The sequence below is a fragment of the Campylobacter ornithocola genome (assembly GCF_013201605.1).
GTDB lineage: Bacteria > Campylobacterota > Campylobacteria > Campylobacterales > Campylobacteraceae > Campylobacter_D > Campylobacter_D ornithocola.
This window is the reverse complement of the sequence record NZ_CP053848.1, coordinates 1,152,710-1,165,782: the sequence shown is the minus strand read 5'-3', so window position 1 is coordinate 1,165,782 and position 13,073 is coordinate 1,152,710. Positions and strand designations below refer to the sequence as shown.

Below are 13,073 nucleotides of genomic sequence, written 5' to 3'. Positions count from 1 at the left end.
CCTTAAGATTGTCTCATTTTTCTTTTAGCTAAACCAATTTGCTCATAAGCATCTATTTCTTTTTTTAAAGCTTTATATCTTTTTTTTAATTCATTATTTAAAAAAGAAATATTTTTAGGAGTAGCATTAGCATTAGCTGAGACAGCACTAATAAAATCAAGTTTTCTTTTAGTGGCACTATCTTTTGGATTTGAACCAAATTTTTGTGAGTTTAGAAATTGCAAAATTAAAGTTTGAATTTCTTGTGAATTCTTTGCGGTATTAGCTTTGGATATAAAATCTTCTATATTACTAATATTCGCATTTATTTTACTGGCATTAATATTTTTTGGATTTTTTTCTTTATGTGTAAAAAATAAAACCAAAAGAATACCAAGTATGATAATTACAACTAAGGCAGCAATTAAAAATATAAAAAGAGAATTATTCATTTGTTACTTTCTTATAGTTTTTTCGCATAAGGTTTTTTGAAATAACTTACTAAACTCAATGCGACCATAAATAAAAAGCCCCAATATACATAGTCAGGAATTTTTACCGAATCACCTGCTGCGTAAGAATGCATACCGGTTAAAAAGTAGTTTACTCCAAAATAAGTCATAATAATTACCCAATAAGCAAACATAGAACACACTGCAAAAGTATATTGATTCGCCCATTTTGGAACCATTCTAATGTGTAAAATAGCTGCATAAACTAATATACTAATTAAAGCCCAAGTTTCTTTAGAATCCCAACTCCAATATCTACCCCAGCTTTCATTTGCCCATATAGCACCTAAAAAATTTCCAACAGTTAATAAGCAAAGTCCTAAAATCATAGCCATTTCATTAATTCTTGTGGCTTCTGTGATATTTCTTAAAATGTTCTCATTGTGTTTGCCATTAATTTTTAGCATACATAACAAAATTAAAACAAATATCCCTAATAATGTACATAAGCCCAAAAATCCATAGCTAGCAGTAATTACCGAAACATGTATAGTTAGCCAATAAGATTGTAATACAGGAACTAAATTAGTAATTTGTGGATCCATCTGACTAAGATGAGCTACACCTAAAGTAACTCCTGCTAAAATTGAAGTTAAAGAAAGAGCAATAGGACTTTTTCGAGAAAAGAAGATTCCAGATAGCGATAAAGCCCAAGCTATATAGACCATACTCTCGTAAGCATTACTCCATGGTGCGCGACCCGCTATATACCAACGCAAAGCCAGACCTAGTGTATGAGTGAAAAATGCCACAATATTAAACACATAGACACATTTAAAGATAAAATCAATACGAATTTTTGGCATTAACATTTTTACAAAAACTATAATTAAAAGTAAAAATCCAGCACATAGGTAAAGTGGTGCAAGATTTACAAAAATTTGACTTTTGTTAAAAAATATTTCAGTATTAATCTTTTTGGAGTTTGGCATTATTTCATAACCATATTTTTCTTGATAATTTTTAATGGTACTTAAACTTTTAGTTGCTTCGTCCCAATTATTATGAGCAATGGAATTGGCAACTGCATTGAAGTAGTTTTCTAAAATACCTCTAACTTCTTTACCTTCTTCATCTTTTAAACCTATATAAGCTTCGCGTGGTGCAATCCATTGATTATTAGTGCTATTTTGTAAAGGAATAAATCTAAAAATATCACCTGAAAAAATTAAATTTACGATATTTACTCTTTCATCAAGTTTGATGATTTCTTTATCAAAAACACTTCTACGGTTTGGATTTTTTCTATTAGCGTTTTCTACATATTTTTGTAATTTATAAGTATCTGTAGTAAAGAAGTCTTTAAAGCTAGCATAAGCTTTAGGTTCAATACCTAAAATTTTAGAAATTTCTTCATTAATCAAGCGACTTTTTGGCATAAAAATAATATCTTTATCATACCAAGCACTTCCATCAAAAATCATTGATATAATTGTTGCTTCGGCACTTTGGCCTTGAAAGGTTGTACTTTTGTATATTTTTTCCAAAACTTCTATGGCTAAAGTGTTAAAAGGAACCATTCTACCATCAGGTTTTTGTACAACCAAAGAAGAAAGTTCTTTAGCATGAGTTTCATTGACTTTGATAGGTTCATTTGCGTAGCTATTTTGAGCCATGAAAAATATCAGCACAAAGGTTAAAATAGCGCTTGTTTTTTTAAGAGTGTCTTGATTAATTAGCTTAGCTAAAGTTCTAAATCTTGAATGAGGATTTAAAATATTCAAAAACATTCCTAGTGTAAGTAAAAAATATCCTATGTAGGTTGGAATTTTGCCTGGATCTTTATTGACTGAAAGTATCGTGCCTAATTCATCTTGATCGTAAGAGCTTTGATAAAATCTATAGCCTTGATAATCTAAAACATTATTCATAAAAATTTTATATTCAAATTTTTGATCAGCATTATCAATTTCTACATAACTTGCATAAGACATAGGTGACATTGAGCCGGGATATCGTTCTAGTTCAAAGTCTTTTAGGTACATTTCAAATGGCATTTCTATTCCTTTAGGACCCCATCTTAAAAAGAAAGGTTGACCTGCTACATCAATGCGGATAGGCGAGTTGTATTCTACTAAAAAAACCTCTTTAGATTCTCCTTTGTAGCTTAATTTTAGTTTTAAAGCATTGATGGCATTTTCTGAGAGTTGAGTTGGCATATATTTAGTGCTTTGTGCGAAATCTTTAAAGCTATTTAATAAAGAGTTATTCCAGTATTTTGCTTCTCCAAATAAAGAAATTAAAACATTACGGCCTAGTTCCATCCAACTATTTTTAAACCAGGTAAAAAAGTTTTCATCTTGAGCTTGATTAATACCTTTTAGAGTTTTTTTGCCATGCAAGGAGGCAAATTTAACTACTAGATTAATATCATTAAAAGAGTACAATCTTAAATCTTTAGCTTGTGCTTTTTGGTTTGCTTTTAAAATATTTTCTTTTCCATCGCTCATTGACATATACTTTAAATCAAAATCAGCACTAAGTTTTAAATCTTTATCAATTTTTATGTAAGGACTTGGTACAGAGTCATTTAAAAATGCTATATTAACTCCATTAATATTTTCTGCATCTCCTGCCTGAAAAAGTAATTCTTTAGATTCATTATTTTGTGTTAGCATTAAAGACAAAAGTGGAGCAGAATTATTATCATCAATATAAATTTCTTTTGCATCTAAAATTAAATTTTCATAAGCAATTTGTGCTTTTTCATCAGGTAAAATTAAATCAAAAGAAAAATTATTTACAAAAGGTAGAGTTGAAATATATTCAGATTTTGAGGCACTATATACTTTATCATTTTTTAAAGTAGCTATATATATGTAACTTTTTGAAGTTTCAATAATGTTGTTTTTTTCATTTTCTCTAATGTGTAAATTTCCTTCAAATCCCATATATCTAGTCATAGCTGAACCTAACAAGATAAACAAAAATGAAATATGGAAAATTAAAAGTGGTATTTTTTTCTTATTAAACATTTTATACTTAAAAAGAGCTATTAAAAGGTTGATTCCAAGTATAAACTGTATAAAACCAAACCAAGATGTGCCATAAATCATTGCCCATGCTGTTGGTGTGTTGTAAGCACTTTCTATAAAAGTAGCTAGAGCACAAAATAGGGCAAAAACTAAAAATAAAAAAATAGAAATTTTTATATCACCAAAAACTAAAAGTTGTTTTTTCATATATTTAAGCTCCAAGATATTTTTTTCTAATCTCATCGTTTCCGATAAGATCTTTTGCAGGTGCATGCATAGCAATTTTGCCATTTTCCAAAACATAAGCATAATCACTTATTTTTAAAGCTGAAAACGCATTTTGCTCAACAAGCAAAATAGTAATTCCTTCTTCTTTTAGTTTTACTATAATATCAAAAACTTCTCCTACTATTTTAGGAGCAAGCCCCAAAGAAGGTTCATCTAACATCAAAAGCTTGGGTTCGCTCATTAGTGCTCTTGAGATAGCTAGCATTTGAGCTTCCCCGCCACTTAATGTTCCTGCTAACGCATTTTTTTTGTCTTTTAATCTTGGGAAAAGTTTATACATTTGATTTTTTAAATGTTCATAGTTTTCTGCGTTATTAAAAGCACCAATTTTTAAATTTTCTTCTATAGTAAGATTTATAAAAACTCTTCTTCCTTCAGGTACTAAAGCAATGCCTTTTTGCACTAAGGTATGAGGTAAGTGTCTTTGAGTATCATAGCCCAAAAAGGTTACCTCTCCAGTTTTTTTAACGCAATTTAGCATTGCATTAAGCGTTGAAGTTTTACCAGCACCATTTGAGCCTATTAAGCTAACTATACTTCCTGTTTTTATAGTAAAATCTATACCCTTGACAGCTTCTATTAAGCCATAGTAAACATGCAAATCTTTAACTACTAGCATTAAAATCTCCCAAATACGCACTAATTACTTCAGGATTTTGTACCGCATCATTAGGTTTTCCTTCAAAAATTGTTTTACCATAATCAAGCACCATAACTCTATCGCAAAGTTTATTTACAAATTTCATATCATGCTCGATAAGTAAAACGCTGATTTTTTTATTGTCTCTTATATCAAAAATTAACCTAGCTAGATCATCACTTTCTGTAGAATTCATACCTGCTGCAGGTTCATCTAACAATAAAAGTTTAGGATTTGTTGCTAAAGCTCTTGCTATTTCAACTTTTCTTTGTTGTCCATAGCTTAAGCTGGTAGCCTTTTCATTGGCTAAATGAGCAATATTAAGTTGTTCTAAAATTTCATAAGCTGCTTTTTTTGCATTTTTTTCTGCTTTGGAAAATCTTCCAAGATGTAAAAAGGCTTCAAAAACACTATACTTAATGCTTTTATCAAAACCGATCAAAACATTTTCTAAAACACTCATACTTGAGAAAAGTCTTATGTTTTGAAAGGTTCTTGCAATACCTAGATGGACTATTTTATGAGGTTTTAGATGATCTATTTTTTTTTCTAGAAAAAAAACTTCTCCGCTACTTGGCTTATAGTTTCCTGTGATAATATTAAATAAAGTTGTTTTACCTGCTCCATTTGGACCTATAAGCCCAAAAATTTCACTTTCTTTAATAGCAAAAGAAGTATTTATAATAGCACTAACTCCACCAAAATTTTTATGAATTTCTTTAAGTTCTAAAATCATTTTTTCTTTCCTTTAGAAAACTTAAATAAAACATCTGTCAACTCTTTATCACCCATTATTCCTCTTCTTGCAAAAAGCATCACTAAAATCAATATAATGGAAAATACAACCATTCTAAGGCCAGGCATAGCTGGAGTTTCATAGCCAAAGATATTCATGCTTTCATCTAAAAATCTCAAATATTCACTTCCGCCTATTACCAAAATAGCTCCTATAATAGCACCGGTAGTTGAACCTAAACCACCTAAAACAATGATAATTAAAAGCTGAAAAGTAAATAAAAAGTCAAATTGTTCAGGTGAAACTGAAGCCAACGCACAAGCTAGCAATCCTCCACCAACACCTTCTAAAAATGCTGAAGTGCTAAAAGCTAGAGTTTTAATATTAAAAGTATTAATGCCCATTGCCAACGCTGCATCCTCATCATCTCTTACAGCTTTCATCGCTCTACCAAACTTTGAACTAACAATATTTAGGATGATAATAACAGAAAATATTGCAATCCCACCACTCCAGTATAAAGTTGTATGTTTTGGAATATCATTTAAACCTAAAGATCCATTTGTAATTGAAGCAAAATTAATTGCCATAAGTTTGATAATAATACCAAAACCTAGAGTTACAATAGCTAGGTAATCTCCTCTGACTCTAAATACGGCAAAAGCCAAAACTAAAGACAAAAGCATGGCACAAACACCAGCAGAAAGTAAAGCTACAATAAAACTTGGCGAATGAATCATTAAAATAAAATTGCTTGGATCTTCTAAAGAAAACTGATCAATTTTACTTTCACTTGTAAGTAAAACTAAAGCAGCTACATAAGCTCCTATGGCTACAAAACCGTTTGGTTCTAACGAAAATTGCCCTGTAACTCCATTGATAAGATTGTAACTTACTGCTAAGATTACAAAAATGGCGATATTGCTTAAAATTCCTATTTTATAATCATTGAAAAAATAAGGAGATATAAAAAGAACAGCAAGTGCTATTATGAAAAAACTTAAATGTGTAATTTTTCTTGCAATCATCTTAAAACCTACTTTTTTCAAAATTAATACCTAAAATTCCAGTTGGCTTGAAAAGTAAAATCAATACTAAAAAAATAAATGCAAAAGCATCTTTAAAACCAGAAAGATCAGGAAAGATAGCAACCACTACAACTTCTGTAAATCCTATGATCAAGCCTCCTAAAACCGCACCAGCAACAGAACCAATACCACCTAAAACAGCAGCGCCGAAAGCTTTAAGCCCTATTAGAGTTCCCATGCTAGGTTCTACTGAAGGGTAGCTTACTGCCCAAAAAATACCGCCAATGGCAGCTAAAGCTGATCCTAACGCAAATACAATAGCTATAATACGATTTGCATCAATACCCATTAAATTTACAGTATGAACATCAAAAGCTAAAGCTCTAATTGCAATGCCATATTTACTTTTATAGAGTATAAATAAAACTACTAATAGTATAAAAAATGTTAAAATTGGCACCAAGATACTGTTAATACTGATACTAATATTATTAAAATTAATTACTGCTTCTAGGTAGCTTGGTACAGGGAAATATTTTGGCGTAGAACCAAATAAAACATTAAATACATTTTGTATTAAAAAACTTATACCTATGGCTGTAATAAGCAAAGAAATCCTAGGTGCTTTTCTTAAAGGTTTGTAAGCTACTCTATCGATTGCTATACCCAAGGCTGCTGCAAACAACATAGCTAGAGAAAGAGCACCTAAAAAAGGCACATTCATACTTGTAACACAAAATAAAGCTGAGTATGCACCTACCATCATAATATCACCATGTGCAAAATTAATTAATCTTAAAACACCATAGACCATTGTATAGCCTATGGCAATAAGTGCATACATGCTACCTAAACTAAAACCATTTATAATTTGTTGTAAAATTAAAGAACTATCCATTAAACCTCTTAAAAAATTTTATTTACGGAAGAATTGAATCTTTGTAAACTTGTTTTTGATTTTCTATTGATTTTATAACAATTGAGCGTGTAGCATTACCAGTCTTATCAATACTAATTACCCCACTTACTCCTTCAAAATTAGAGGTTGAATGAATATTATCATTAATACATTTGCTATTAAAATCATTAATACATTTTTGCATAGCCTCAAAGATTACAAAATATGCATCAGCACCCATAGCTGTGAAATTTGGAACCTCTTTGTTTTGCTTTTCTTTTTCATAGGCTAATATGAAATCTTTTGAAAGTTGCGTCGGAGGATTGTTGTAATCAAAACTATCGGTAAATAAATATCCTTCGGCTGCTTCTTGAGCAAGATTGATAAAAGTTTCATCAGCTACTCCATCTGCTGAACCCATAGGGATATTTACACCCATTGCTTTTGCTTGACGTGCAAATAAAGAAGCTTCAGTATAATATACTGGAAGATAAATAAAATCAGGTTTTAAATTTTTAATTTGCGAAAGTATAGCTTTAAAATCTTTATCTCCTGCAGTAATTCTAAATTTATCTAAAATTTTTCCACCTTGCTTATTAAATTCTTTTTCAAAAGCTCTAGTTAAACCCAAAGAATAGTCAGCACTTTGGTCGCTAACAATAACAGCTTTGGTGTAATTTAGTTTATTTTTTACATATGTAGCCAAAGATGATCCTTGAAAACTATCCATAAAACAAACTCTACTAGCATATAGTTTTTTGTTTAAAATTTTATCTGCAGTAGCAGCAGGAGCAACTACAGGAATCTTTTTTTCTTCACCAATTCTTATAACTTGCAAAGTGTTAGCTGTTAGCATTTCTCCAATAAGAGCATAAGCTTTATTTTGCGAAACTAATCTTGTGCTAGCATTAGCACTTTCTATTTTATCACCTTTTGTATCTACTACAACTATATTTACTTTATCACCATTGCTTAAAGTGTTATTCATAGAGTTTGCAATTTTAACTCCATCTAAAGCACTTTGTCCATAAGCTGCAGTTGGACCTGTTAGAGGTAAGACTACACCAATGTTAATTTCTTTTGCTTGTATGATATTACTAGTTATGATGGATAATATAACTATACTGATTTTTTTCATAATTTGACCTTTCAGGGATTGATAATAGTTTTGTAAATTTGTTTTTGGTTTTGTATTTCTTTTATAACTACAGAGCGACTCGCATTGCCACTTGCATCTATGCTTATAACTCCACCTACACCTTCAAAATTACTAGTTGAATGAATTTTTTCATTAACACATTGTGCGGTAAGGTTATTAGTACATTCATTCATTGCATTTACCATTACATAATAAGCATCAGCTCCCATAGCAGAAAAAGCTGGGAGTTCTTTAGTGCCATGATCTTTTTCATAGGCCTCAATAAATTTTTTAGATAAAGTTGTTGGAGGATTGTTATAATCAAAACTATCAGTAAAAACTACTCCATTTACAGCATCACCACCAAGTTCGATAAATGTTTTGTTGTTTACTCCATCACCTGCACTTAAAAGTTTATCAAAACCTACTGCTTTTGCTTGTCTTGCTATCAAAGCTGCTTCAGGATGATAGATTGGCATATAAACAAAATCAGGGTTGATGCTTTTTAGTTGTGAAACAATAGCTTTAAAGTCTTTATCACCTGAAGAAATGGTTAGTTTTTTAAGTACTTTTCCACCGTTTTGTTTAAATTCCTTTTCAAAAGCTCTTGCTAGACCTAAAGAATATACATTGCTTTGATCAACTATTACAACTACGCTTTTTAAATTTAAATCTTTATATGCATAGTTAGCGAATTTATCTCCTTGAAAACTATCCATAAAACAAACTCTACTAGCATAAGTTTTTTTATCTAAAAGTTTATCTCCTGAAGCAACTGGTGCTATAGCAGGAATTTTCCTTTCTTCGGCTATAGATAAAACTTGCATGGTATTTGGCGTAACAGCTTCACCTATAAGCCCTAAAACTTTATCTTGTGAGATGAGTCTAGTAGCAGCATTTGCTGTTTCTATTTTATCACCTTTCGTATCTATGGCTATGATTTTAACACTATCTCCATTTTTTAAATTTGGATTTAAGGCATTAGCTAATTTGATGCCTTCATATACATCATTACCATAAGCAGCTAAGGTGCCAGTAAGTGGCAAGATAACACCTATTTTTATCTCTGCGGCATAAATTGAACTAGCACAAAGCAGACTAGCCAGTAGTAGATTTTTTTTCATGAAAACTCCTTTTTTGTTATTTTAAAAATGTATTATGCTTAGTTTTTGGTGCAGGTTCTTCTTCTAAAAGATCTTTTTGATTAAGTTCTATAGAAAAATTTTGCCCTTTTAAATAAGCAATGATATGATCCATATCACTATCACTTAATTTTTTAGCATATATACCCATTTGAATATTATCACTTGATTGGCTTTTATAGTACCCGTTGGCATAATCTTTTAAAGCTCCTTTTATCTCTTCTGGGTTTAGATCTTTAATGGCTCTTTTACCATAAGAATTTTTTTCTCCGTTTTCACCATGACAAGTATTGCATTTATTTTTGAAATATATTTCTTTAGTTTTTTCTGGATCATAGCTAATATTATCGTTAAAAGTGTAAGTAAATAAAGATTTTATATTAAAAGCTAATAGTGAATTAATTAACAAGATACTTATCATAAACAAGCGTAACATAAATATACCTTTAAATATAAATAAAGCTTGATTATATCTAAAAAAAATAAATAATTTTACTTTATTTTTTTAAAAATTCCAAAACTTTAAGTCATTTTGCAAAAGCATACAGAGGTAAAATACTAAGAGTGTTAGCAAGTAAAAATATACATAATAAAGAAGCTTTGCTTGAAAATCTACCTAATGACCTAAAAATAAAAGAAATTAAAATTCAAGGATTAAAAGAAGAAATAGTTTTGGATATAGTAAGCTAAGCCTTTTGGCTTAGCTTTTATAATTAGAATTTGTATAGAGCTTCAAGTCTGATGAATTGATCATCGTTATCTTCTACACCTTGTTGATTGAAATCTTCAGTTAGGTAAGAATAGAAGCCACTAAATGTAAGTTTTGGACTATATTTATAAGATAATCTTGCAATATATTCATTTTTATCTATATCATAACCAACTTGTTCAGATTTACCACCTACATAGTCAAATCCTACTCTTACAGTTTCAGCAAAAGTATAACCTAAGCCTGCAAAGTAATAGAAATTTTCACCAGTGCTACCTCTTAAGTCACTACCTGCAGATGAATAGAAAATTTGCTCTGCTGGAGCTATTACTCTACCTTTATCTTCCAATGTTACTATAGTAGCTTTATCTTTTTCACCATAACCAACAATACCTGCTTGGAAATCAAATGCTGAAATTTGACCTTGTAATTGAGCAGCATAGAAATTACCGTTGTCAAGACCTAATTTTTCTTTGTCACTATCTAAGCTATTTCCTAAGTATTGACCTTGGATTTTGAAGTTAGCTACATCATTGAAGCTAAATTTATAGCTAGCATCTACAGCATATAAAAATGCCCAGTTGTTTGAATAAGCAGCCCATAGTTGGAAAGCAAATGGATCAAAATCACCTAATACAGCAGCACCATATAGTGAAGAATCAGCTATACCTAAAGCAGTGAAATCGCCATCGTCTGTAACGTTAAAGCTGTCAAACCAATAACCAGCAAAAGTTAAACCTTCGATAGAGTTATTGATGATTTTAGCTCCTGTACCGATAGCATCATCAGTCCAAATAGAACCAACTTCCATTTTACCAAAGATTACACTTGTAGCATAAGCTTCATTAGTGTATTCTAAATACACTTGTTCAACATCAAAACCTTGAGCTGTGTTTGTTTCAGCTTTAGCAGTTGGACTATTAAAACCTAACTCACCTGTACTATCGTATTGAAGTTGAACGAAAGCTTTAAAGTTATCATCTAAAGCTGCTTTGAAATTGATTTGTGATTTAAATCTATGTCTGTTTTCTTTAGCGCCATTATAACCATTAGAAACAGTGTTTCCTTTTTCTAATCTATCAGATTCAAATCTGTATCTAAACATTCCTGATACATCAACATCTTTTATAGCTTCTTCAAGTGAAACAGCATTAGCTGCTGAAAAAGCACCTGCAGCCAATGCTGCTACTAAACTAAGTTTAACTAGTTTCATGAGAATTCTCCTTATTAAAATTAAAACTATGGCTTGTATTATAGCATAGTTTTATATAAGAATTCTTAAAGTAAACAAAAACAATATAAATATATTAAAGATTGTGTATTGAAAGTAGATATATCTTTAAAGATCTAGTTTTAAACTAGATCTTTAAAAACTAAGGAGTTATCTATGAATGTTTGCTTTTACAAATGTAATTATGCTCTTTGATAGTTAATGTATGGAAACTAAATAAAACTAGCATTTTAATTTTTTAATAATATTATCCAATTTTTTACTATTTCCATCTTTTAGATCCTCTAAGGCTTCTATAGCTGGAGCAAAATCTTCCATTTCGTCAAGATAGTTTTCTAAAGCATTACGTAAAATTTCAGATTTTTTCTTTTTAGAAAATTTTGCAGTTTGGCTTAAGCGTTCATAAAGTTCTATTGAGAGAATTAAAGTATAGCGTTTGTTCATTTTTAGCCCTTATTTTAGTTTGATTGCTTCTTGGCAAGTTTTACATTTATAGCTTGCGTTAGTTTTTTGGATTTTTTGATGAATTTCACAAGGTACTTTGTGGATTTTATCAGTACAAGAACATATGTATTCATAAAATTCTTGCAAATCTTCTAGATTTGTTTCATTGTCTTTTTTATTTAATTGTGTTTGATGCCACTTTTCTATCTTCATATCTTCTCTTAAGATGTGCTCTAAAAGCCATTTTGATGCAATGATGTTAAGTTTTTCTTTTAGATCGTTGGTGCTTTTAATATTTTGAATTAAGTCAATCATAGATTGGATAATGCTTTTGTGAATTTTTTGATGATTAACTAGTTCAGGATAACCTATTTTTGCCATATACTTTTCTTCTTCGGCAAAATGTTCTTTCATATAGTTAAAAAAATCTGCAAGTAGAAATTTGATTTGACCTTTATGGATAGGTTTATCTGAAATCATTTCAACATTAGCAGCAAGTTCAAAAAGTTTTTGATGTTGTCTATCTATTTCTTCATTATGAATACTATATTTGTCACACCATTTTGGTAACACAATTAATCCTTTGTTTGTTGACAGAATTTTGTAAGAATTATAATTTACAATATTTTAAAATTTGGTTAATTTTTATTAATTTTCTGTTTTTTCTTTACATAAAATTAAATTGGCAGAGCATTCTTTGCATTTAAATTGTACTTTAGAATATTGTATTTTTAAGTGAATATCGTAAGGAACCTTATGAGTTTTTCCTTCACACTGACATTGGTATAAGAATTTCTTTGGTTTTGGTCTTTCTTCTTCGAAACTTTCTGGGGCATTCTTTACTTGTGTACTTTGTCTCCAATGCTCTATCATCATATCGTGTTGGATAATGTGTTCTATAAGCCATGAATTAACTACTATATATAGCTTTTCTTTTAGATCGTTTGTACTTTTTATGCTTTGTATGAGTTTTATCATTGAACTAGTGATTTGCTTATGCATAAGTTTATGCTGACTTAAATAAGGATAGTTGATTTCAGACATATATTTTTCTTCATCTTGGAAGTGAATTTTAATATAGTTAAAAAATTCAGCTATGAGTTTTTTAAGTTCTATTTGATAGATTGGTCTATCAGAAATTTCCTCAACTTTAGCAGCAAGTTCAAAAAGTTTTTGGTGTTGGGCATCAATTTTTGCATTATTGATGCTGTATTTTTGATCCCATTGAGGTAACATGATAAATCCTAGCATTGCAAATTATAAAATGGTTAATATTTTATAAATATTTGGCTTTAACTCTGCTAAATTCACACTTAATTTACATAAAAAAAATATAATGTTTTTTTAAAGTAA

At 30.0% G+C, this 13,073-nt stretch carries 14 protein-coding genes; 1 reads left to right on the top strand and 13 read right to left on the bottom strand.

The window, feature by feature from the left end:
• Positions 1-2 precede the first annotated feature (2 nt).
• Genes CORN_RS06025 through CORN_RS05985 form a run of 9 tightly spaced genes read right to left on the bottom strand, consistent with a single transcriptional unit; the run spans position 3 to position 9,772 of the window.
• Positions 3-431, bottom strand: a complete 429-nt coding sequence (locus tag CORN_RS06025) for a hypothetical protein (protein ID WP_066006928.1) — start codon at positions 429-431, stop codon at positions 3-5.
• Between the two features lie 11 nt (positions 432-442).
• Positions 443-3,673 (bottom strand): c-type cytochrome biogenesis protein CcsB, encoded by a 3,231-nt coding sequence (gene ccsB / locus CORN_RS06020; protein WP_066006941.1) that lies wholly within the window; start codon positions 3,671-3,673, stop codon positions 443-445.
• Positions 3,674-3,677: 4 nt separating this feature from the next.
• Positions 3,678-4,373, bottom strand: coding sequence for an ABC transporter ATP-binding protein (locus CORN_RS06015; RefSeq protein WP_066006930.1), 696 nt, complete (start codon positions 4,371-4,373; stop codon positions 3,678-3,680).
• Positions 4,360-5,130 (bottom strand): ABC transporter ATP-binding protein, encoded by a 771-nt coding sequence (locus tag CORN_RS06010; protein ID WP_066006932.1) that lies wholly within the window; start codon positions 5,128-5,130, stop codon positions 4,360-4,362. Before CORN_RS06010 ends, CORN_RS06015 begins: the two co-directional genes overlap by 14 nt.
• Positions 5,127-6,158: a branched-chain amino acid ABC transporter permease gene (locus CORN_RS06005; RefSeq protein ID WP_066006942.1), complete on the bottom strand. Its 1,032-nt coding sequence runs from the start codon at positions 6,156-6,158 to the stop codon at positions 5,127-5,129. The genes CORN_RS06010 and CORN_RS06005 overlap by 4 nt, the downstream gene beginning before the upstream one ends.
• Position 6,159: 1 nt before the next feature.
• Positions 6,160-7,056 (bottom strand): branched-chain amino acid ABC transporter permease, encoded by an 897-nt coding sequence (locus CORN_RS06000; RefSeq protein ID WP_066006933.1) that lies wholly within the window; start codon positions 7,054-7,056, stop codon positions 6,160-6,162.
• Between the two features lie 22 nt (positions 7,057-7,078).
• Positions 7,079-8,194: an ABC transporter substrate-binding protein gene (locus CORN_RS05995; RefSeq protein ID WP_066006934.1), complete on the bottom strand. Its 1,116-nt coding sequence runs from the start codon at positions 8,192-8,194 to the stop codon at positions 7,079-7,081.
• Positions 8,195-8,205: 11 nt separating this feature from the next.
• Positions 8,206-9,318 carry an ABC transporter substrate-binding protein gene (locus CORN_RS05990; RefSeq protein WP_066006935.1) on the bottom strand — a complete coding sequence of 371 codons (1,113 nt, stop codon included), beginning with the start codon at positions 9,316-9,318 and terminating at the stop codon, positions 8,206-8,208.
• A 16-nt stretch (positions 9,319-9,334) separates the two neighbouring features.
• Positions 9,335-9,772 carry a c-type cytochrome gene (locus CORN_RS05985; RefSeq protein ID WP_066006939.1) on the bottom strand — a complete coding sequence of 146 codons (438 nt, stop codon included), beginning with the start codon at positions 9,770-9,772 and terminating at the stop codon, positions 9,335-9,337.
• Positions 9,773-9,900: 128 nt separating this feature from the next.
• Between CORN_RS05985 and CORN_RS08565 the strand changes: the two genes are divergently transcribed.
• A complete protein-coding gene (locus tag CORN_RS08565; RefSeq protein WP_281360261.1) occupies positions 9,901-10,026 on the top strand; it encodes a hypothetical protein in 126 nt (41 codons plus the stop codon).
• 23 nt (positions 10,027-10,049) lie between these two features.
• Here CORN_RS08565 and CORN_RS05975 read toward each other — a convergent pair whose 3' ends face one another.
• The 4 genes from CORN_RS05975 to CORN_RS05960 all read right to left on the bottom strand — a co-directional run bounded on the left by CORN_RS05975 (position 10,050) and on the right by CORN_RS05960 (position 12,956).
• On the bottom strand, positions 10,050-11,258 hold the full coding sequence (locus CORN_RS05975; protein ID WP_172663987.1) for a major outer membrane protein: 1,209 nt from the start codon (positions 11,256-11,258) through the stop codon (positions 10,050-10,052).
• Positions 11,259-11,498: 240 nt separating this feature from the next.
• Positions 11,499-11,720, bottom strand: coding sequence for a CopG family transcriptional regulator (locus tag CORN_RS05970; protein ID WP_066008737.1), 222 nt, complete (start codon positions 11,718-11,720; stop codon positions 11,499-11,501).
• Between the two features lie 9 nt (positions 11,721-11,729).
• The gene (locus CORN_RS05965; RefSeq protein WP_066008738.1) at positions 11,730-12,293 is read right to left on the bottom strand and encodes a bacteriohemerythrin; all 564 of its coding nucleotides are present in this window, start codon (positions 12,291-12,293) and stop codon (positions 11,730-11,732) included.
• 75 nt (positions 12,294-12,368) lie between these two features.
• Complete coding sequence (locus tag CORN_RS05960) at positions 12,369-12,956, bottom strand: bacteriohemerythrin (protein ID WP_066008739.1); 588 nt, start codon at positions 12,954-12,956, stop codon at positions 12,369-12,371.
• Positions 12,957-13,073: the final 117 nt, after the last annotated feature.